Genomic DNA, 19,022 nt, shown 5'->3' on the forward strand with positions numbered 1-19,022 from the left:
TGACTTGTATTTTAGTAATTACAAGTTTGGCATAGGGATGTTTTTTGTTTACTGAAGAGGAAAGGATAAGTATAGTATATTGAATCAAGAATAGTACGACACGACTGCTAAAATATTTCTATATATTAATTTGACTTTCCTAATCGATTTGTTCACATCTTATTTCAATCTACTATATGTTTCAAGGTTTGAAACATTTTTAAACTAAACAAGAGCAAATTTTTAAAGGTGATTTTTCAAAGTAACTTTCACTTGCCTGATCGAAGTGGAAGTTAGTCTGAAATGGATTTTTATGATGGAATTAAGTATGAGACGTGTGATTTTTTCAGAAAATTTTCTAAAACAAACATGATTTGTTTGACATTTATTTGAAAATTCTGTAAAATGAATTATTATATCGTTCAAGGAGAATATATATGGAAAAACAGAAAACATTTTTTGGACATCCTATGGGCTTGTCCACCCTCTTCTTTACAGAGATGTGGGAACGCTTTTCTTACTATGGGATGCGAGCTATCCTACTTTACTATATGTACTATAGTGTGCAAGATGGTGGATTGGGAATGGATAAGACCACAGCTGCATCGGTTATGGCGATTTATGGCTCGCTGGTATTTTTGTCCTCGGTTATCGGTGGTTTTGTCAGTGACCGTATTTTAGGAAGTCGTAAGACTGTCTTTTACGGTGGGATTCTGATTATGCTAGGGCATATTGCTTTGGCAACACCTTTTGGACAAGTGGCTCTCTATCTTTCTATTGCCTTGATTATCTTTGGAACTGGATTTTTAAAACCCAATATCTCAGATATGGTGGGGGGAATTTATGAGAAAGAGGATGATAGACGGGATGCAGGTTTTAGTATCTTTGTCTTTGGTATTAACTTAGGTGCCTTCGTTGCCCCTTATCTAGTAGGTTATCTAGGTCAGGAAGTCAATTTCCATCTAGGTTTCTCATTAGCTGCCATTGGGATGTTCTTTGGTTTGGTGAAGTATGTTTTAGATGGGAAGAAATACCTGCCTGAATCAAGTCTTTACCCTACTGATCCACTTTCGCAGAAGGACCAGCAGACCTTGATTAAACGCTTGCTGATTACACTTGTCATGGTTATTCTGGTGATTATAGGCTTAGTCTTTGCTCACCAATTTAACGTGGATATGATTGTTAATATCTTTACAATAATTGCGGTAATCATTCCAATCTACTATTTCTTCAAAATTTTATCTAGTCAGAAAATAACTGCCACTGAGAGATCTCGAGTATTTGCTTACATTCCTCTATTTATCGCTGGGGTGCTCTTCTGGTCTATTGAGGAGCAGGGGTCTGTTGTTCTCGCTCTATTTGCGGATGATCAAACTCGACTCTACTTTAATGTATTTGGGAATCAGATTCATTTCCCATCTAGCTTTTTCCAAAGTATTAATCCACTTTTCATTATGATTTATGTGCCGATTTTTGCATGGTTGTGGGGGAAAATGGGTAAAAAGCAACCGTCCTCTTCTAAGAAATTTGCTTACGGTTTATTAGCAGCAGGTCTATCCTTCTTGTGGATGATGTTACCAGGGATGCTCTTTGGGACAGATGTTAAGGTCAGTCCTTTCTGGTTGATTATGAGTTGGGCTATTGTGATTGTGGGGGAAATGTTGATTTCGCCTATTGGTCTATCAGTCACTACTAAGCTAGCACCAAAATCCTTCCAAGCACAAATGATGTCTATCTGGTTCTTGAGTAATGCAGCTGCCCAAGCTATCAATGCTCAAATTGTAAAATTTTATACAAGCGAAACTGAAGTGGCTTACTATGGAATTGTTGGAGGAATTACGATTGTATTCGGTATTATCTTACTCTTCTACGTTCCACGTATTGAAAAACTAATGTCTGGTATCAAATAGAGAAAAACTGGAATTTCTGTAGGGATTCTAAAAGTTAGATCAATTATTTATTCAAAGGATTTAGTTCTGTATTGCATAGAGCTAAGTCCTTTTTGTTTGATTAAAACTCACAATGTTTCTGATTTTCCTAGTAGACATTTGTTCATTTTTTCTATTTAATACTCAATGAAAATCAAAGAGCGAACTAGGAAACTAGCCGCAGGTTGCTCAAAACACTGTTTTGAGATTGTAGATAAGACTGACGAAGTCAGCTCAAAACACTGTTTTGAGGTTGTAGATGAAACTGACGAAGTCAGCTCAAAACACTGTTTTGAGGTTGTAGATGAAACTGACGAAGTCAGCTCAAAACACTGTTTTGAGGTGGTAGATGAAACTGACGAAGTCAGCTCAAAACACTGTTTTGAGGTTGCAGATAGAACTGACGAAGTCAGCTCAAAACACTGTTTTGAGGTTGCAGATAGAACTGACGAAGTCAGTAACATATATATGGCAAGGCGACATTGACGCGGTTTGAAGAGATTTTCGAAGAGTATAAGTCAAAGCCAATCAAAAAATCTCACTATTCATCAGGCTAAAAGAAACCTAATCATAGTGAGATTGTGAATTATAGTAGAGTTTGTATGGCCTCTTCAATTTGTTTTGGGTCTGTTTTGGAAGAGAAGCGTTCAAAGACCTGCCCATCACGACCGATGAGAAACTTAGCGAAATTCCATTCGATTCGTTTTCCTAGTGGGCCAGATTTCTGGTCTTTCAACCAAACATAGAGGGGATCTGCCTCCTTACCGTTGACCTTGATCTTGGCAAAACGTGGGAAAGTGGTTTGATAATGTAGGCTACAGAAGGCGTTGATTTCCTCTGCGCTACCTGGTGCTTGTCCCATAAACTGATTGCAAGGGAAGTCTAAAATCTCAAAACCTTGTTCTTGATAGCGATCATAGAGTTCTTGAAGTCCTTGGTACTGGGGCGTTAAACCACATCCGGTAGCAGTGTTGACAACCAAGAGAACTTTCCCACGATAGGCATCTAGTGGAGTTTCTTGATTGTCTTGGTTCAAGATTGAAAAATCGTATAGTGAAGTCATTGATTGCTTTTCTCTTTCTGTTTGGTATTTTTAGGAGTTTTTTCCTCCTGTAGGGATAGAAAGCCGTAGGTCAGGGTTCCAAAAATGCTACCGATAATCAGGCCGTACATTAGGAAAGGACCACTTTTATCAAATTGCATGAGCAACTTCATAAAATCTGGAAGGGACATCTGCTGAACGAAGACTTTATGAAAGATGAGTAGGGTAAAGAGGCCAATCTGAAGGCCGATAAACACAATCCAGCTTCGAAATTTGATTTGGGCTTTGCTGTAGGTTTTGAGGATGATTTCTGACTTGTCATCTTTTTCCAGATGGAGTTCTTTGACGGCTTTCTGAGTTTTTAAAGTAATGAAAAAGATGAGTCCAGAGTAAACGTAGGGCATAGCATAGCGAACGGTTTCTATGAAGCGTCCAAATAACAGATAAAATAAGAAGAGGAAGAAGGAAGAATAAACGATTTGAACCATAGAACGGGCACAAGCCTTGTAGATAATCTCTTGTCGGCATTCATCAAAAGGGCCTTGGATGTGAAAGAGACTTCGAAGTAGGCGAGTGGTTAAGTCTTCTTTTTTCATGTTAGTAACCTCCTAAATGAGCGGTTTTACTGATTTTCTTTTACGAATTGATAGAGATAATAAAGATAAGTGATAGAAGAAAGGATAGCGATAGTGAACAGTAAATAATATTTCCAATCGCTTGAGATGAGCATCAGTTATGGTAAAGATAGAATCATAAAGCATAGTGCTAAGTTGAGTATGCGTGTTTTTTGGGAGTCAATCTTTAGATAAGTCAGTCCTTTGTTGAGGGCTGGAACAAAGACTGGAAGGAGGACTATATCGTAGATTGGTAAGTTCCCTGAAATGATGATGAAGATAAGCAGAGAACTGAACAAAAGATGATAGGTCAGTAAAGTTAGTAGTGATTTCATAGATACCTCCTAATCCTGGTCTTTTTTAGCTCTTGCAATACGAAGTGAGTCGACAATATGCATCATCACTCCGAAAAAGAAAGCTCCCAGTATAGTTTTAAAAATATGTTTTGTATTTAGAAGAGAACTGATAAAATTTGGATTTTCACTTGTTAGGGTATCAATGAGTGGAATTATAAAAAATATCACTGTTCCATAAATCGAACCTGCTTTCAGACCAGGATAACGTAACTGTTTCTTTTCTTTTTTCATGAGTTTCCTCCTAATCCTCATCTTGATTTTTCTTAGCTTTTTCAATGCGACGGGAGATGAGGAACTGTATGCTCGCTCCGAAGAAAATAGAACCGAGAATGCTTGATACACCATTTCTTATAGTGAGGAGAGAATGAAAATAGTCCTGACCTTCACCTATGAGTATATGGAGAAGAGGAGTTATAAAAAACATCCATAGACCAAAGAACAAACCTGCTTTCAGACCAGGGTAGTGTAGTTGCTTACTTTCTTTCTCACTCAGCATATCTGGATCAATAGCTGTAATCCCTGTGTTTTTCATTTGGTAGGTGACATAGCCAGCAGCGATGAGGGCAATCGCTAAAATTAGAGGAGGATAGACTAGAGCCACTAGCTGAGGATATTTATAGGCCAGAAGGAGTGGAATAAGATTTCCGAAAATCATCAGATAAAAGAGGAAGATAAAGACTTGGTTGCCGATACGGTCTGCCTCACGTCGTTTGTATTCGTCAAGTGGATCAGAAATACCGTATGTGCGTTTGATCAGTTTTTCAGTGAAGGTTTCTTTTTTCATGAGTTTGCTCCTTTTTTAAAAATCTTCCTCCCAAAAGAGACTGTTGAGGTCAGTTTGGAGGCTGCGGGCGAGATTGAGACAGAGTTCCAGGGTTGGATTGTACTTGTCGTTTTCAATCATATTGATGGTTTGTCTCGAGACACCGATATCCTTGGCTAGCTCGAGTTGGGAAATACCCAATTCCTTGCGAAATTCTTTCACACGATTCATCTGGTCTCCTTTCTGATTTGTGTCGCATATATTTGACTATATTATAGTCTTTTAAACATGAAGTGTCAAGTATTTTTGACATATTTTTTGAAGAAATAGTAGTCTCCTTGTCCGATTTGTCTGACTAGTGCAAGCTGGTCGGATTTGTGGTAAAATAGATAAGATATGACAAAAGAATTTCATCATGTAACGGTCTTACTCCACGAAACGATTGATATGCTTGACGTAAAGCCCGACGGTATCTACGTTGATGCGACTTTGGGTGGAGCGGGCCATAGCGAATATTTATTAAGTAAATTAAGTGAAAAAGGCCATCTCTATGCCTTTGACCAGGACCAGAATGCCATTGACAATGCGCAACAACGCTTGGCACCTTACATTGAAAAGGGAATGGTGACCTTTATCAAGGATAACTTCCGTCATTTACAGGCACGTTTGCGCGAAGCTGGTGTTCAGGAAATTGATGGAATTTGTTATGACTTGGGAGTGTCTAGTCCTCAATTGGACCAGCGTGAGCGTGGTTTTTCTTATAAAAAGGATGCGCCACTGGACATGCGGATGAATCAGGATGCTAGCCTGACAGCCTATGAAGTGGTGAACCACTATGACTATCATGACTTGGTTCGTATTTTCTTCAAGTATGGTGAGGATAAATTTTCTAAGCAGATTGCGCGTAAGATTGAGCAAGCGCGTGAAGTGAAGCCGATTGAGACAACGACTGAGTTAGCAGAAATTATCAAGTCGGCCAAACCTGCCAAGGAACTCAAGAAGAAGGGCCATCCTGCCAAGCAGATTTTCCAGGCTATTCGAATTGAAGTTAATGATGAACTGGGAGCGGCAGATGAGTCCATCCAGCAGGCTATGGATATGTTGGCTCTGGATGGTAGAATTTCAGTGATTACCTTTCATTCCTTGGAAGACCGCTTGACCAAGCAATTGTTTAAGGAAGCTTCAACAGTTGAAGTTCCAAAAGGTTTGCCTTTCATCCCAGATGATCTCAAGCCCAAGATGGAATTGGTATCCCGTAAGCCAATCTTGCCAAGTGCAGAAGAATTAGAAGCCAATAACCGCTCGCACTCAGCTAAGTTGCGCGTGGCCAGAAAAATTCACAAGTAAGAGGAAAAAATGGTAGATAAAAAAGAAACAACCAGTCAATTCTTGCAGAATCGTATAAAAAAATTCTCCCGTGTGGAGAAGGCTTTTTATCTTTCCATTGCGTTTACAGCTCTCGTTTTGGCGCTGAGTATTATCTTTATGCAGACTCGACTCCTACAAGTACAAAATGATCTGACAAAAATCAATGCGCAGATAGAGGAGAAGAAGACAGAGTTGGATGATGCCAAACAAGAGGTAAATGAATTGTTGAGGGCAGAACGCTTGAAAGAAATCGCAAATTCTAAGGACTTAAAATTGAATAACGAGAATATTCGATCAGCGGAGTAAGATATGAAGTGGACAAAAAGAATAACCCGATTTGCGATTAGAAACCGTAAATCTCCAGCAGAAAACCGTAAAATAGTGGGGAAGTACATCAGCTTGTTAGCTGTCGTACTTTTCGCTGTCTTTTTGGTCAATTTTGCGGTCATTATTGGGACGGGCACTCGCTTTGGAACAGATTTAGCGAAGGAAGCTAAGAAGGTTCATCAAACCACCCGTATAGTTCCTGCCAAACGTGGGACTATTTATGACCGAAATGGAGTCCCAATTGCTGAGGACGCAACCTCCTATAATGTCTATGCTGTCATTGATAAAAAATACAAATCAGCAACGGGTAAAATTCTTTATGTAGAAGATGCCCAGTTTAATAAGGTAGCAGAGGTTTTCCATAAGTATCTGGATATGGACGAGACTTATGTTAAAGAACAATTGTCTCAACCGAATCTGACTCAAGTTTCTTTTGGTGCAAAAGGAAATGGAATTACCTATGCCAATATGATGGCTATTAAAAAGGATCTAAAAGACGCTAGTGTTGAAGGAATTGACTTCACAACTAGCCCTAATAGAAGCTATCCAAATGGACAATTCGCTTCTAGTTTTATTGGTTTAGCTCAACTCCATGAAAATGAAGATGGAAGCAAGAGTTTGCTGGGAACTTCTGGGATGGAGAGTTCCTTGAACAGTATTCTTGCAGGGAAAGACGGTATTATTACCTATGAAAAAGATCGTCTGGGTAATATTGTCCCCGGAACGGAACAAGTTTCCCAACAAACGGTAGATGGCAAGGATGTTTATACAACTATTTCCAGCACCCTTCAGTCCTTCATGGAGACACAGATGAATGCCTTTCAAGAGAAAGTAAAAGGCAAGTATATGACAGCAACCTTGGTTAGTGCTAAAACGGGGGAGATTCTTGCAACGACGCAGAGACCAACCTTTGATGCCGATACTAAGGAAGGACTTACCAAGGACTTTGTTTGGCGTGATATCCTCTATCAAAGTAACTATGAGCCAGGGTCAACCATGAAGGTCATGACGCTCGCTGCTGCTATTGATAATAATACTTTCCCAGGAGGAGAAGTTTTCAATAGTAGTGAGTTAAAAGTAGCAGATGCTACTATCCGAGATTGGGACGTCAATGAAGGATTGACCGGTGGCAGAATGATGACTTTCTCTCAAGGTTTCGCGCTCTCAAGTAACGTTGGGATGACGCTTCTTGAGCAAAAGATGGGAGATGCTACTTGGCTTGATTATCTAAATCGCTTTAAATTTGGTGTTCCGACTCGTTTTGGCTTGACGGATGAATATGCAGGTCAACTTCCGGCTGACAATATCGTAAATATTGCTCAGAGTTCATTTGGACAAGGGATTTCAGTAACCCAGACGCAAATGATTCGTGCCTTTACGGCTATTGCCAACGATGGCGTCATGCTAGAGCCTAAATTTATTACGGCCTTGTATGATCCAAATGATCAAACTGTTCGTAAATCTCAAAAAGAAATCGTAGGAAATCCCGTTTCGAAAGATGCAGCTAGCCAAACTCGTACTCACATGGTCTTGGTAGGAACAGATCCTACATATGGAACCATGCATAACCACAGCACAGGCAAGCCAACTGTAACTGTTCCTGGTCAAAATGTCGCCCTCAAGTCCGGTACGGCCGAGATTGCCGATGAGAAAAATGGAGGTTACTTAGTTGGTACGACCAATTACATTTTTTCGGCTGTGTCGATGAACCCTGCTGAAAATCCTGATTTTATTCTCTATGTGACGGTTCAACAGCCTGAGCATTATTCAGGTATCCAGTTGGGGGAATTTGCCAATCCTATTTTGGAAAGGGCAGTGGCTATGAAAGATTCCCTTAACCTGCAATCTACCGCTAAAACGTTAGATCATGTAACCAATCAAAGCGTTTATGCCATGCCTAGCATTAAGGATATTTCACCCGGTGATTTGGCGGAAGCCTTACGTCGCAATATTGTGCAACCAATCGTTGTGGGAACAGGAACAAAGATTAAAGAATCATCTGTAGAAGAAGGGACAGATCTTGCACCTAACCAGCAAGTTCTCCTCTTATCTGATAAAGCAGAGGAAGTTCCAGATATGTATGGTTGGACAAAAGCAACCGCAGAAGCTTTTTCTAAGTGGTTAAATATAGAACTTGTATTTGAAGGTTCAGGCTCTACTGTGCAGAAGCAAGATGTTCGTGCCAATACAGCTATCAAGGACATTAAAAAAATTACATTAACTTTAGGAGACTAATATGTTTATTTCCATCAGTGCTGGAATTGTGACATTTTTACTAACTTTGGTAGGAATTCCAGCCTTTATCCAATTTTATAGAAAGGCGCAAATTACAGGCCAGCAGATGCATGAGGATGTTAAACAGCATCAGGCAAAAGCTGGCACGCCAACTATGGGGGGACTTGTTTTCCTCATTGCTGCAGTTGTGGTGAGTTTCCTTGTTGCTCTTTTTTCAAAACAATTGACCAATAATGTGGGAATGATTTTGTTTATCTTAGTCTTGTATGGCTTGGTCGGATTTTTAGATGACTTTCTCAAGGTTTTTCGCAAAATCAATGAGGGGCTTAATCCCAAGCAAAAATTGGCTCTTCAGCTTCTAGGTGGAGTTATCTTCTATCTTTTCTATGAGCGTGGGGGCGATATCCTGTCTGTATTTGGTTATCCAGTTCATTTGGGATTTTTCTATATTTTCTTTGCTCTTTTCTGGCTAGTCGGTTTTTCAAATGCAGTCAACTTGACAGACGGCATTGACGGTCTGGCTAGTATTTCCGTTGTGATTAGTTTGTCTGCCTATGGAGTTATTGCCTATGTGCAAGGCCAGATGGATATTCTCCTGGTGATTTTTGCCATGATTGGTGGTTTGCTTGGTTTCTTCGTCTTTAACCACAAGCCTGCCAAGGTATTTATGGGAGATGTGGGAAGTTTGGCTCTCGGTGGAATGCTGGCAGCCATCTCTATGGCCCTCCACCAAGAATGGACTCTCTTGATTATTGGAATTGTCTATGTCTTTGAAACAACTTCGGTCATGATGCAAGTCAGCTATTTCAAACTGACAGGTGGTAAACGTATTTTCCGTATGACGCCTGTGCATCACCATTTTGAGCTTGGAGGATTGTCTGGTAAAGGAAATCCTTGGAGCGAGTGGAAGGTTGACTTCTTCTTTTGGGGAGTGGGGCTTCTAGCAAGTCTTTTGACCCTTGCAATTTTATATTTGATGTAAGAATGGCACCCTGATATTTCAGGGTGTTTTTGCTGTTTAAAAAATATTGGTCAATTAAAGTCAAAATTCTTGACCTTTTCTGACTAATGTAGTATATTATGAACGTAAGGTAAATGAAAGCCTTACTAGAACACTTATTTAAAGTAAAATAGAAAGAGGTGGGGTCTATGTTTAATCTAGAAATCTTCAGAAGTAAAGATAGTCTACTCCTGCTTGAAAAAGAAAAACCAGAAATAGTACGTAGAGTAGCGATTTAGCTAGTCTAAATTTTTTAAAACAAAGGTCAAAGATAGTCAATATCAGTAATAATAAATAACAAAAAGAGGTAAAGAATATGAACAACAACTTTAATAATTTTAACAACATGGATGATTTATTTAACCAATTGATGGGTGGTATGCGAGGATACAGTTCTGAAAACCGTCGCTACTTGATTAATGGACGTGAAGTGACACCTGAGGAATTTGCTCACTATCGTGCAACTGGTCAATTGCCAGGAAAAGCAGAAGTTGATGGCCAAATGCCACAACAGGCTTCAGGTATGAAACAAGATGGTGTCCTTGCTAAACTAGGTCGAAACTTGACAGCAGAAGCTCGTGAGGGCAAGCTGGATCCTGTTATCGGCCGAAACAAGGAGATTCAAGAAACATCTGAAATCCTTTCACGTCGTACCAAGAACAATCCTGTTTTGGTAGGAGATGCAGGTGTTGGTAAGACAGCAGTTGTCGAAGGTTTGGCACAAGCCATTGTGAACGGTGATGTTCCAGCTGCTATTAAGAACAAGGAAATTATTTCCATTGATATCTCAGGTCTTGAGGCTGGTACTCAATACCGAGGTAGCTTTGAAGAAAACGTTCAAAACTTAGTCAATGAAGTAAAAGAAGCGGGAAATATCATTCTCTTCTTTGATGAAATTCACCAAATCCTCGGTGCAGGTAGCACTGGTGGAGACAGTGGTTCTAAAGGGCTTGCAGACATTCTTAAGCCAGCTCTCTCTCGTGGAGAATTGACAGTGATTGGGGCAACGACTCAAGATGAGTACCGTAACACCATCTTGAAGAATGCAGCTCTTGCTCGTCGGTTCAACGAAGTCAAGGTCAATGCTCCTTCAGCAGAGGATACATATAAAATTCTTCAAGGAATTCGTGACCTCTATCAACAACACCACAATGTCATCTTGCCAGATGAAGTCTTGAAAGCAGCAGTGGATTATTCTGTTCAGTATATTCCTCAACGTAGCTTGCCAGATAAGGCTATCGACCTTGTCGATGTAACGGCAGCTCACTTGGCAGCTCAGCATCCTGTAACAGATGTGCATGCTGTTGAACGAGAAATCGAAGCGGAAAAAGACAAGCAAGAAAAAGCAGTTGAGGCAGAAGATTTTGAAGCAGCTCTAAACTATAAAACACGCATTGTAGAATTGGAAAAGAAAATCGAAAACCACACAGAAGATATGAAGGTGACTGCAAGTGTCAACGATGTAGCTGAATCTGTAGAACGAATGACGGGAATTCCAGTTTCACAAATGGGAGCATCAGATATCGAACGTTTGAAAGATATGGCTCATCGTTTGCAAGACAAGGTAATCGGTCAAGACAAGGCGGTAGAAGCGGTAGCTCGTGCTATCCGTCGTAATCGTGCCGGTTTTGATGAAGGCAATCGCCCAATCGGTAGCTTCCTCTTTGTAGGACCAACTGGGGTTGGTAAGACGGAACTTGCTAAGCAATTGGCGCTCGATATGTTTGGTACTAAGGATGCTATCATCCGTTTGGATATGTCTGAATACAGTGACCGCACAGCCGTTTCTAAGCTAATTGGTACAACAGCAGGCTATGTGGGTTATGATGACAATAGCAATACCTTAACAGAACGTGTTCGTCGCAATCCATACTCTATCATTCTCTTGGATGAAATTGAAAAGGCTGATCCTCAAGTCATTACCCTTCTCCTCCAAGTTCTAGATGATGGTCGTTTGACAGATGGTCAAGGAAATACGGTGAACTTCAAGAACACTGTCATTATTGCGACATCAAATGCTGGTTTTGGCTATGAAGCCAACTTGACAGAAGATGTGGACAAACCAGAATTGATGGACTGTTTGAAACCATTCTTCCGTCCAGAGTTCCTCAACCGCTTTAACGCAGTTATCGAGTTCTCGCACTTGACTAAGGAAGATCTTTCTAAGATTGTGGACTTAATGTTGGCTGAAGTCAACCAAACCTTGGCTAAGAAAGACATTGATTTGGTAGTCAGTCAAGCGGCTAAGGACTATATCACAGAAGAAGGCTACGATGAAGTCATGGGTGTTCGTCCACTCCGTCGTGTGGTTGAACAAGAAATCCGTGACAAAGTCACAGACTTCCACTTGGATAACCTTGATGCTAAACACCTAGAAGCTGACATGGAAGATGGTGTTTTGGTCATTCGTGAAAAAGCCTAAGAGAAAATTTTGAGAATAAAAAGAAGAGACTGGATAAAAGATTTTGGATTTTATACTCAATAAAAACAAAATAAGAACTAGAGAGTGATTCCATTATAGAAATTTCAACTTTCGATAATATTGATAAATCCAGTAACAAATCTGAGGTGAGATATTGTCTATGTAGATTGATATTTGAATTTAGAAGAGTATTTGGAATTCTTTGTTATGAATTCTGAGAATAAATAGATGAAACAAAAAAGCGAATAAAACAGAACTCTGATTTTCAGAAAACTAGTTTATTCGTTTTTTATTTACTCTTATCTATCTTGGCTTAATTCGAATATTTCCATCACCTTATGAACAATCATCTTATGCTGTGGGTGTTTCTGAATCTTCAATAACAGTTCCATCATCTCTGTATCTTGTGGGACAGAATGTAGAATAACTCCCATAGCTTTAACCTCTGTGATAAGTCTCGCTATTTATCTTATGGGTTAAGGGGATATATTTTTATTTACTTTAGTTAAAAATAATTTAAAAAAGATTAACTAAAGTATATTTATTTGTGGTATAATTAGGGTAGTGTTTAACAATATTTTAAACATAAATATAAAACAGGAGGCTTTTTATGAATAAAAAGAAAATATTGGGAGTTATATTATTGTCTATTCTTTTTGTGTTGGCTGGTTGTAGCAAGAAAGAATTAAGTAAAATTGAAATGATTGAGGGAAGCTATAATACAGATTTAGGACTTATAACTATAGATAAAGATAAAAAACTAGTTGGTTTTGAGGGGTTTGGTTATATATATTTCAAAGAAGACGCTGACAAATTTGATAAAAGTAAGCTGGAGTATTATTTCGTAAACAATGCTGATAAAAATGAATTAAAAGAAAATGAAGCTATTGTTGCTATTGGTATTGAAGATAAATCTATTTACAAGATACAATGGACAGCTAGTGATAAAACTAAAAAAGTTGACTCTATAACTATTACTATGACTTATACATTAAACAAGAGTCATAGAAAATCACTATATAAAGAGTATTCAGGAGTTAGAATACAAAATAAATAATGTTAGTACAGTTAGGAAAAGCTAAGAGGTTATTAAAATTTCTTTTAGTAATCACATTTCTTATTTTGCTGTCAGGATGTAGAAATTCTCTAAACCGTATTGAAATTGGAGATGAAATCTATTTTTGGACTGTAGAACAGAATTTAGATACTGAAGAATTTGAATCTGTTAAGGTTACAGGGATAGTCTCACAGGTAGTTGAATATGAAGATTATTATATAGTGAGACTACAAGGAGATATAAGACCTTACCAGATAGATAAAGACAAATTTCACTGATAAAAGGTAAAGTATGAATAAAGGAAAAATTTTAAAGATAACTGAGAACACAGTGTACATAGGTTATGAAGATGGAAGTTTAAAGGAAATTCCTATTGAATCTTGTGACTTTGAACCTAGAATGGGGGATTATGTAGAGGTTTATGGTGATATTGCTATAAAGGTTGAAGGTAGTAAAGAAAGTAGCCTAGTTAAAAAATCAGAGGCTAAAAAAATTTCATTAGTTAGCAAGATAAACATATTTTCCTCTATAGTTTTATTTCCTATCTCATTTAGTTTATTATATGATAGAGGAGTAATATTAGAAGCTACAATACTATCCCTTTTTGTAGTTTCACTGTTACTGATTGTATTAAATCTGATACTTCTTATTATTTCATCTATTAAGAAGAATAAGGTTAATAAAAAAAGCTCCATAACGTATTTGATTATAGCTATTATAATTCTTATTTTATCAACTGTATATGTAAGTAATAATTTCAGTCCAAATTCAAAGAAGACTGTATCACAGAACACTTCTAAGTCCTCTAAATCATCATCTAAGAATAGTTCTATAACTCAATCAAATGAAGATGATACTGAGAAAGCAACAGCTGATTTTAATAATTATTTAGAGAATAATTTAGGTGAAAAGATAGACTATAAAGGGGATATCACATTGATTAATGATGATGAAATTTATCTAGATACAGATAAAATCATTATTAATAATAAAAAATATGATTCCAAAGGATTTAAACATAGTCCTAAAATAAAGGCAGTTTATAAAGGGAAAGATATTTTTAGAGGTGGTCAATCTCTAGGTTTAAATGCAAAAGTTAAAAAGGAGTCAGGAAAACCACAACTTGAAATTTTTGATGTGTTCACAGTAGGGCAAACTTATGAACAATATATGCAAAAAGGGATAGAATTAAAAAGTAAATTTGAATTACGAGCAACTGTAAAAGAAGTTAATAAAATAAATAAGAGCGATAGCGATGTATTAACTTTATTGATTGTTGTAGAACCTCATTCAATTGATTTATTTGATGATGATAATGCACCATTCCAATTTGAAGATGGCAAAAAAATACACTTGGCTTTAACTGAGCAGACAGAAGAGGAATTTATTAAACAAAAAAGAGGGTTGAAATCAGGTGATGATATTAGAATTTATGGGATGTTAATGACAGATTCACTAGATTTGTTGTTAGCAAATCAAGGTGGTAGTTATTTAGACGTGAAAAGAACTAATTAGAAATAAGGTATGAGGTAATGAATACATATAAAGTTATTAAAATCGAAGAAACTCTAATCTATTTAGGTAAAGATGATGGAACTTTGCTAAAAGTTGAACAGACTTCTTTTAATTTTGTACCACAACTAGGGGATATAGTAGAGGTATATCAATCTGAAGGAACCTATATCATAACTAAAAAGTCTAGTGAAGTTCCCACAGAACAGAAAAAAGAAGAAAAAGGATTTCTGACAGTTAGAAATATTAAGCTTTATGCATGGCTTGGAGTTTTTGCCATTTTGATATGGCACCCTGTTTTTGCTGTAATCCCTTCAGTAATGTATCGCCTTCTAAAAGAAAAAGGAGAGAAAGATAGTGCTACTTTGATATTAGGAGCAACAATATTTGCGACAATCCTAGCAATAATCGTTAGAGTACTTCTAACGCTCTGATAAGAGGTAACACGTTTTTTAAAGTAATAGATAAGCACTGGATACTCAGATTCAGTGCTTTCTTTTTTCTTTTTGTTTTTTTAATCGACCTCTTCAATAAAGAAAAAACATTCTAAAATTACAACCTATACCTAATTCCTTATCTGAATAACGGAACAGTCTACGATTGGATAGATTTAGTATAAATTACTCTTTAGTGCTTTTTATTTATCACTAACTATCTTGGCTTAATTCAAGTATTTCCATCACCTTATGAACAATCATCTTATGCTGTGGGTGTTTCTGAATCTTCAATAACAGCTCCATCATCTCAGTATCTTGTGGGACAGAATAAGGTAAGAAAAAATCACTCAACGGAACTTCTAAAGCATCAACAATCTTCACAAAAGTTTCCAAAGAGATATTTCTATGACTATTCTCTATCTGACTGATATAAGGAACGCTTAGATTTGTTCTTTCTGCTAATTCTTGTTGTGTAATCTTCTTTGAAACTCGTAAGTCTCGTATCTGATTACTTATATTTTCTAATATATCATCCATTCCTTCACCCTCTAAGTTAAATCTACTATCTATCTTATAGATTAAACAATCAGGTTTACATTCTCTATAGTTTAATGTTTTTTAAAAATATATTCTATTGTTAAAGTTTGTGTGATATAATTATAACTAATAGGAAACATTTCTTTTATTTCATTAAATAAAGTTAAATATCAGGAGGATATATATGCTTAAAAAACTTAAGGAATTAAGCAAAGAACAAAAGATTATAGGTAGTATTGTACTATTGCTTATCCTCATTTTGTTCTTCACACTATTAACTAGCGGTAGCACTAAACACTCACAAGTTCAAACTAAGGCTAATGATTCTGTCAAACAGTCTTCACAAGTTAAACAGTCTAGTTCTTCTTCCTCTACTTCATCATCTAGTTCTTCATCCAGCACTTCATCCAGCACATCTACCACAAGCTCTAGCTCAACTGAAGATAGTATAATAGATACGACAGCCGAAGAGCTTCGAGAAATGGAGAATGATGGTAGATTAGAGACTGGTCAGCTATACCGCTTCACAGCAGAACTAACACGCCAAAAGTTTTGGGAAGCATACGTAGGACATTTTAAAGTTCTAGAAGCATACCATACTATTTGGGTAAAAGCTAATAATGCTCCTATAACTGGTGTACAAGTACAAATTAAGAAATCTATGATTAAGGGATGGCAAGAAGGAGCAACCGTTACTTTCACAATCAAAATCATGGAAGACTCTGAAAAATTTCAATTCTGGGTTGCTATTGATGCCACACTTATCACGACTCCCACAGAAGAATAGCACACAGAAAATGTAACACAAGAAATTGATACACAGGCAATACTAAAAGGCAACTTCTCTAGTATAGCTGCTACTTGGAGGAATGAGTTAGGACATGAAATAGTGTTTAATAAGACTGGTTTAGTAAAAGGAGGACAGATAAATAGGGGAGGAATATCAACTGATGGAGTTATAGGATTTGATGTAAGGACTGGACCTACAGGTTACGGAATAGATATTTATCCAATTGGCATTACTATAAAATGGGTTGATTCTGATTTAAGCAAAAATAGAATCATAGCTGGACAAAGTGCTCCGAATAGCTCCGAACAGGTATTTTATAAAACAGATTAAATCAAAATTAACCTTGATTGAAAATAATGGCATAAAAGAGGATTAGATGAAGCGGTTTAGATTTGTTTAGTTCCTATTTAGAAAATCTTCCCACAATAAAACGCATAATAACAAGTTTTTTAATACTTGATACTATGCGTTTTTCTGGTTTTAAAGACTTTTTTGCCTAGCCTCTTTTTTGTGTTTAAATCACATGGCGTTCAAAGGCATCATCTGAAATCCCTTGTTCTAGAATGAGTTTTGCCCATTCTTTAGCAGAAAAGAGGCTGTGATCCTTGTAGTTACCGCAAGATTCGATGGTTGTTCCAGGGACGTCTTCCCAAGTAGTAGTTTCAGCGATTTCCTTGAGCGAATCCTTGATAACAGCCGCGATTTCAGCACTGGTGTGACGTCCCCACATAATCATGTGGAAGCCTGTGCGGCAACCAAACGGTGAACAGTCAATCATGCCGTCAATACGGGTACGGATGAGTTTTGCCAAGAGGTGCTCGATGGTGTGAAGTCCAGCGGTAGGGATCGAGTCTTCATTTGGTTGTACTAAGCGAATGTCATAATTGGAGATGATGTCTCCTTTTGGCCCTGTTTCTTCCCCAATCAAGCGGACATAGGGTGCTTTAACAATAGTGTGGTCAAGTTCAAAACTTTCAACAATAACTTCTTTTGACATGGTAAATCCTTTCAGTTTTCTTCCTTCATTATATCATAAAGGTTGCTCCTGAGACAGAGAGAAAACCTCTCCGAGGGTGGAGAGGTTGAAATCTTTATTTACGATACAAGCGGTCGTATTGGTAGTAAGGGTCAAAGGTTACATTGATACCCAATTTGCGAAGGACATTCTTGTCTTCATCTGTCAAGATGATGGTTGAGTGGGCTTCGCTTCCTTTGAGGTTGCCAAGTTCTTCCATAGCACGAGCAGCATCAGGATTTTCTGTAGCTGTGATAGCTAGTGCAATCAGGATTTCATTTGAATGAAGGCGTGGATTGCGGCTACCGAGATGGTCTATTTTAAGGCCTTGGATTGGCTTAACAACTTCAGGTTCGATTAGTTTTACTTCTTTAGCGATGTCAGCTGATTTCTTGATGGCGTTGATAAGAGCAGCGGCTGTAGGACCAAAGAGTTCTGAGTTCTTACCAGTGACAATTTCCCCGCTAGGCAATTCAAGGGCTAGGGCTGGTCCGCCAGTTTCTTCTGCTTTTTGACGGGCAACGACAGTAACCTTGCGGTCTGCAGGTGTGATACCGAGGTCGTTCATAAGCAACTCGATTTTCTTGACAGCAGCTTGGCTAACTTTTTCGGCTTTAAAATCAAGAACAGTCTGATAGTAGCGACGGATGATTTCTTGTTTAGAGGCTTCGATAGCAGCCTCATTATCTGTAATAGCGAAACCAACCATGTTGACACCCATATCTGTCGGAGAAGCATATGGAGATTTACCAAGGATACGTTCTAACATGCGTTTGAGCACTGGGAAGATTTCGATGTCACGGTTGTAGTTGACAGTGGTTTCTCCATAGGTTTGGAGATGGAAGGGGTCAATCATGTTGACATCATCAAGGTCAGCTGTGGCAGCCTCGTAGGCCAAATTTACTGGGTGATGAAGGGGAAGATTCCAAACTGGGAAGGTTTCAAATTTAGCGTAGCCAGACTTGATACCATTGATTTGGTCGTGGTACATATTGGACATACAGGTTGCCAATTTTCCAGAACCAGGTCCAGGAGCGGTTACGACGATTAAGTTGCGACTAGTTTTGATGTAGTCATTTTTCCCCATACCTTCAGGAGAAATGATGTGATCCATATCTGTTGGATATCCTTTGATTGGATAATGAAGATAAGAATCAATTCCGTTTTTCTCAAGTTGGTTGCGGAAGGCATCTGCAGCTGGTTGACCAGCGTACTGTGTGATGACAATGGAGCCAACGAAAATCCCTAATTCATTGAATTTGTCAATCAAACGGAGAACTTCTTGGTCATAAGAAATGCCCAAGTCACCACGTGCTTTAGAATGTTCGATGTTGCTAGCATTAATGGCAATCACAACCTCAACTTGCTCTTTCAACTCTTGCAAGAGCTTGATTTTGTTGTCAGGCTCATAACCAGGAAGGACACGAGCGGCGTGGAAATCTTCTAACATTTTACCGCCGAACTCTAAGTAGAGCTTGCCGTCAAATTGGTTAATGCGCTCCAAAATGTGGTCGCGTTGTAGATTCAAATATTGTTCAGAACTAAAAGCTTGTTTTTTCATTTTTTTACCTCTGACCTCTATTATAATAAAAAATTAGAAGTTAGGAAACTATGGAGTTAAAAAAGGAATCAAAAAGATT

22 protein-coding genes and 1 pseudogene are annotated in these 19,022 nt (G+C 38.0%); 13 read left to right on the forward strand and 10 right to left on the reverse strand.

Going from position 1 to position 19,022, the window contains the following annotated elements:
• The first annotated feature begins 479 nt into the window (after positions 1-479).
• Together SMSK597_RS04480 and SMSK597_RS13710 are read left to right on the forward strand one after the other, a co-directional pair.
• Positions 480-1,889, forward strand: coding sequence for a peptide MFS transporter (locus SMSK597_RS04480; RefSeq protein ID WP_419992003.1), 1,410 nt, complete (start codon positions 480-482; stop codon positions 1,887-1,889).
• A 165-nt stretch (positions 1,890-2,054) separates the two neighbouring features.
• Positions 2,055-2,393, forward strand: a complete 339-nt coding sequence (locus SMSK597_RS13710; protein ID WP_025169655.1) for a hypothetical protein — start codon at positions 2,055-2,057, stop codon at positions 2,391-2,393.
• 100 nt (positions 2,394-2,493) lie between these two features.
• Here the strand turns inward: SMSK597_RS13710 and SMSK597_RS0102000 are convergent, their stop codons facing one another.
• The 6 genes and pseudogenes from SMSK597_RS0102000 to SMSK597_RS04505 all read right to left on the reverse strand — a co-directional run bounded on the left by SMSK597_RS0102000 (position 2,494) and on the right by SMSK597_RS04505 (position 4,913).
• Positions 2,494-2,970, reverse strand: a complete 477-nt coding sequence (locus SMSK597_RS0102000; protein WP_000203030.1) for a glutathione peroxidase — start codon at positions 2,968-2,970, stop codon at positions 2,494-2,496.
• The gene (locus tag SMSK597_RS04485) at positions 2,967-3,545 is read right to left on the reverse strand and encodes a DUF3278 domain-containing protein (protein WP_000711247.1); all 579 of its coding nucleotides are present in this window, start codon (positions 3,543-3,545) and stop codon (positions 2,967-2,969) included. The genes SMSK597_RS0102000 and SMSK597_RS04485 overlap by 4 nt, the downstream gene beginning before the upstream one ends.
• 26 nt (positions 3,546-3,571) lie before the next feature.
• Positions 3,572-3,898 (reverse strand): annotated as a pseudogene (locus SMSK597_RS04490) (hypothetical protein).
• Between the two features lie 9 nt (positions 3,899-3,907).
• Positions 3,908-4,150, reverse strand: coding sequence for a hypothetical protein (locus tag SMSK597_RS04495; RefSeq protein ID WP_000711741.1), 243 nt, complete (start codon positions 4,148-4,150; stop codon positions 3,908-3,910).
• 10 nt (positions 4,151-4,160) lie between these two features.
• Entirely contained in the window at positions 4,161-4,703 is a 543-nt protein-coding gene (locus tag SMSK597_RS04500) for a DUF3278 domain-containing protein (protein WP_000712349.1), read from the reverse strand.
• A 15-nt stretch (positions 4,704-4,718) separates the two neighbouring features.
• Positions 4,719-4,913, reverse strand: a complete 195-nt coding sequence (locus SMSK597_RS04505; RefSeq protein ID WP_001082472.1) for a helix-turn-helix transcriptional regulator — start codon at positions 4,911-4,913, stop codon at positions 4,719-4,721.
• A 165-nt stretch (positions 4,914-5,078) separates the two neighbouring features.
• On the opposite strand from SMSK597_RS04505, the gene rsmH reads away from it, so the two are divergent.
• The 5 genes from rsmH to SMSK597_RS04530 all read left to right on the forward strand — a co-directional run bounded on the left by rsmH (position 5,079) and on the right by SMSK597_RS04530 (position 12,034).
• Positions 5,079-6,029, forward strand: coding sequence for a 16S rRNA (cytosine(1402)-N(4))-methyltransferase RsmH (gene rsmH, locus SMSK597_RS04510; RefSeq protein WP_000159425.1), 951 nt, complete (start codon positions 5,079-5,081; stop codon positions 6,027-6,029).
• A gap of 9 nt (positions 6,030-6,038) precedes the next feature.
• The gene (gene ftsL / locus SMSK597_RS04515) at positions 6,039-6,356 is read left to right on the forward strand and encodes a cell division protein FtsL (RefSeq protein WP_000227822.1); all 318 of its coding nucleotides are present in this window, start codon (positions 6,039-6,041) and stop codon (positions 6,354-6,356) included.
• A 3-nt stretch (positions 6,357-6,359) separates the two neighbouring features.
• The gene (gene pbp2x / locus SMSK597_RS04520) at positions 6,360-8,612 is read left to right on the forward strand and encodes a penicillin-binding protein PBP2X (RefSeq protein ID WP_000872251.1); all 2,253 of its coding nucleotides are present in this window, start codon (positions 6,360-6,362) and stop codon (positions 8,610-8,612) included.
• A gap of 1 nt (position 8,613) precedes the next feature.
• Positions 8,614-9,594: a phospho-N-acetylmuramoyl-pentapeptide-transferase gene (gene mraY, locus SMSK597_RS04525; RefSeq protein ID WP_000470801.1), complete on the forward strand. Its 981-nt coding sequence runs from the start codon at positions 8,614-8,616 to the stop codon at positions 9,592-9,594.
• Between the two features lie 334 nt (positions 9,595-9,928).
• Entirely contained in the window at positions 9,929-12,034 is a 2,106-nt protein-coding gene (locus SMSK597_RS04530; protein WP_001063351.1) for an ATP-dependent Clp protease ATP-binding subunit, read from the forward strand.
• 299 nt (positions 12,035-12,333) lie between these two features.
• On the opposite strand, the gene SMSK597_RS13215 is transcribed toward SMSK597_RS04530, so the two are convergent.
• Positions 12,334-12,468, reverse strand: a complete 135-nt coding sequence (locus SMSK597_RS13215) for a hypothetical protein (protein ID WP_004237423.1) — start codon at positions 12,466-12,468, stop codon at positions 12,334-12,336.
• Between the two features lie 176 nt (positions 12,469-12,644).
• On the opposite strand from SMSK597_RS13215, the gene SMSK597_RS04540 reads away from it, so the two are divergent.
• The 4 genes from SMSK597_RS04540 to SMSK597_RS04550 are packed head-to-tail and all read left to right on the forward strand — an operon-like array spanning position 12,645 to position 15,037.
• The gene (locus SMSK597_RS04540) at positions 12,645-13,091 is read left to right on the forward strand and encodes a hypothetical protein (RefSeq protein WP_001035221.1); all 447 of its coding nucleotides are present in this window, start codon (positions 12,645-12,647) and stop codon (positions 13,089-13,091) included.
• Positions 13,091-13,369, forward strand: a complete 279-nt coding sequence (locus SMSK597_RS0102020) for a hypothetical protein (protein ID WP_000960971.1) — start codon at positions 13,091-13,093, stop codon at positions 13,367-13,369. The genes SMSK597_RS04540 and SMSK597_RS0102020 overlap by 1 nt, the downstream gene beginning before the upstream one ends.
• Before the next feature lie 13 nt (positions 13,370-13,382).
• Entirely contained in the window at positions 13,383-14,606 is a 1,224-nt protein-coding gene (locus tag SMSK597_RS13715; RefSeq protein ID WP_001032432.1) for a hypothetical protein, read from the forward strand.
• Between the two features lie 17 nt (positions 14,607-14,623).
• Positions 14,624-15,037, forward strand: coding sequence for a hypothetical protein (locus tag SMSK597_RS04550; protein ID WP_001099640.1), 414 nt, complete (start codon positions 14,624-14,626; stop codon positions 15,035-15,037).
• A gap of 213 nt (positions 15,038-15,250) precedes the next feature.
• Here the strand turns inward: SMSK597_RS04550 and SMSK597_RS04555 are convergent, their stop codons facing one another.
• Positions 15,251-15,577, reverse strand: coding sequence for a helix-turn-helix domain-containing protein (locus tag SMSK597_RS04555; RefSeq protein ID WP_000340950.1), 327 nt, complete (start codon positions 15,575-15,577; stop codon positions 15,251-15,253).
• A 184-nt stretch (positions 15,578-15,761) separates the two neighbouring features.
• Between SMSK597_RS04555 and SMSK597_RS13720 the strand changes: the two genes are divergently transcribed.
• Positions 15,762-16,364 (forward strand): hypothetical protein, encoded by a 603-nt coding sequence (locus SMSK597_RS13720; RefSeq protein WP_000914271.1) that lies wholly within the window; start codon positions 15,762-15,764, stop codon positions 16,362-16,364.
• A gap of 24 nt (positions 16,365-16,388) precedes the next feature.
• Positions 16,389-16,697: a DUF6287 domain-containing protein gene (locus tag SMSK597_RS13725; RefSeq protein ID WP_255261779.1), complete on the forward strand. Its 309-nt coding sequence runs from the start codon at positions 16,389-16,391 to the stop codon at positions 16,695-16,697.
• 184 nt (positions 16,698-16,881) lie between these two features.
• On the opposite strand, the gene SMSK597_RS04565 is transcribed toward SMSK597_RS13725, so the two are convergent.
• Together SMSK597_RS04565 and SMSK597_RS04570 are read right to left on the reverse strand one after the other, a co-directional pair.
• A complete protein-coding gene (locus tag SMSK597_RS04565; protein ID WP_000032547.1) occupies positions 16,882-17,364 on the reverse strand; it encodes an S-ribosylhomocysteine lyase in 483 nt (160 codons plus the stop codon).
• 94 nt (positions 17,365-17,458) lie between these two features.
• Positions 17,459-18,943, reverse strand: coding sequence for a DUF1846 domain-containing protein (locus SMSK597_RS04570; RefSeq protein ID WP_000743568.1), 1,485 nt, complete (start codon positions 18,941-18,943; stop codon positions 17,459-17,461).
• Positions 18,944-19,022: the final 79 nt, after the last annotated feature.

The sequence above is a fragment of the Streptococcus mitis SK597 genome (assembly GCF_000148545.1).
Taxonomy (GTDB): domain Bacteria; phylum Bacillota; class Bacilli; order Lactobacillales; family Streptococcaceae; genus Streptococcus; species Streptococcus mitis_C.

What these genes read in the sequence shown, in the direction of transcription:
- SMSK597_RS04540 (WP_001035221.1), top strand. Translation starts at nt 12,645, where the DNA reads ATGAATAAAAAGAAAATATTGGGAGTTATATTATTGTCTATTCTTTTT.
- SMSK597_RS04505 (WP_001082472.1), bottom strand. Translation starts at nt 4,913, where the DNA reads ATGAATCGTGTGAAAGAATTTCGCAAGGAATTGGGTATTTCCCAACTC.
- SMSK597_RS04555 (WP_000340950.1), bottom strand. Translation starts at nt 15,577, where the DNA reads ATGGATGATATATTAGAAAATATAAGTAATCAGATACGAGACTTACGA.
- rsmH (WP_000159425.1), top strand. Translation starts at nt 5,079, where the DNA reads ATGACAAAAGAATTTCATCATGTAACGGTCTTACTCCACGAAACGATT.
- SMSK597_RS0102020 (WP_000960971.1), top strand. Translation starts at nt 13,091, where the DNA reads ATGTTAGTACAGTTAGGAAAAGCTAAGAGGTTATTAAAATTTCTTTTA.
- SMSK597_RS04565 (WP_000032547.1), bottom strand. Translation starts at nt 17,364, where the DNA reads ATGTCAAAAGAAGTTATTGTTGAAAGTTTTGAACTTGACCACACTATT.
- SMSK597_RS13720 (WP_000914271.1), top strand. Translation starts at nt 15,762, where the DNA reads ATGCTTAAAAAACTTAAGGAATTAAGCAAAGAACAAAAGATTATAGGT.
- ftsL (WP_000227822.1), top strand. Translation starts at nt 6,039, where the DNA reads ATGGTAGATAAAAAAGAAACAACCAGTCAATTCTTGCAGAATCGTATA.
- SMSK597_RS04570 (WP_000743568.1), bottom strand. Translation starts at nt 18,943, where the DNA reads ATGAAAAAACAAGCTTTTAGTTCTGAACAATATTTGAATCTACAACGC.
- SMSK597_RS13215 (WP_004237423.1), bottom strand. Translation starts at nt 12,468, where the DNA reads ATGGGAGTTATTCTACATTCTGTCCCACAAGATACAGAGATGATGGAA.
- SMSK597_RS0102000 (WP_000203030.1), bottom strand. Translation starts at nt 2,970, where the DNA reads ATGACTTCACTATACGATTTTTCAATCTTGAACCAAGACAATCAAGAA.
- SMSK597_RS04550 (WP_001099640.1), top strand. Translation starts at nt 14,624, where the DNA reads ATGAATACATATAAAGTTATTAAAATCGAAGAAACTCTAATCTATTTA.
- SMSK597_RS13710 (WP_025169655.1), top strand. Translation starts at nt 2,055, where the DNA reads ATGAAAATCAAAGAGCGAACTAGGAAACTAGCCGCAGGTTGCTCAAAA.
- SMSK597_RS04480 (WP_419992003.1), top strand. Translation starts at nt 480, where the DNA reads ATGTGGGAACGCTTTTCTTACTATGGGATGCGAGCTATCCTACTTTAC.
- mraY (WP_000470801.1), top strand. Translation starts at nt 8,614, where the DNA reads ATGTTTATTTCCATCAGTGCTGGAATTGTGACATTTTTACTAACTTTG.
- SMSK597_RS04500 (WP_000712349.1), bottom strand. Translation starts at nt 4,703, where the DNA reads ATGAAAAAAGAAACCTTCACTGAAAAACTGATCAAACGCACATACGGT.
- SMSK597_RS13715 (WP_001032432.1), top strand. Translation starts at nt 13,383, where the DNA reads ATGAATAAAGGAAAAATTTTAAAGATAACTGAGAACACAGTGTACATA.
- SMSK597_RS04495 (WP_000711741.1), bottom strand. Translation starts at nt 4,150, where the DNA reads ATGAAAAAAGAAAAGAAACAGTTACGTTATCCTGGTCTGAAAGCAGGT.
- SMSK597_RS04485 (WP_000711247.1), bottom strand. Translation starts at nt 3,545, where the DNA reads ATGAAAAAAGAAGACTTAACCACTCGCCTACTTCGAAGTCTCTTTCAC.
- SMSK597_RS04530 (WP_001063351.1), top strand. Translation starts at nt 9,929, where the DNA reads ATGAACAACAACTTTAATAATTTTAACAACATGGATGATTTATTTAAC.
- pbp2x (WP_000872251.1), top strand. Translation starts at nt 6,360, where the DNA reads ATGAAGTGGACAAAAAGAATAACCCGATTTGCGATTAGAAACCGTAAA.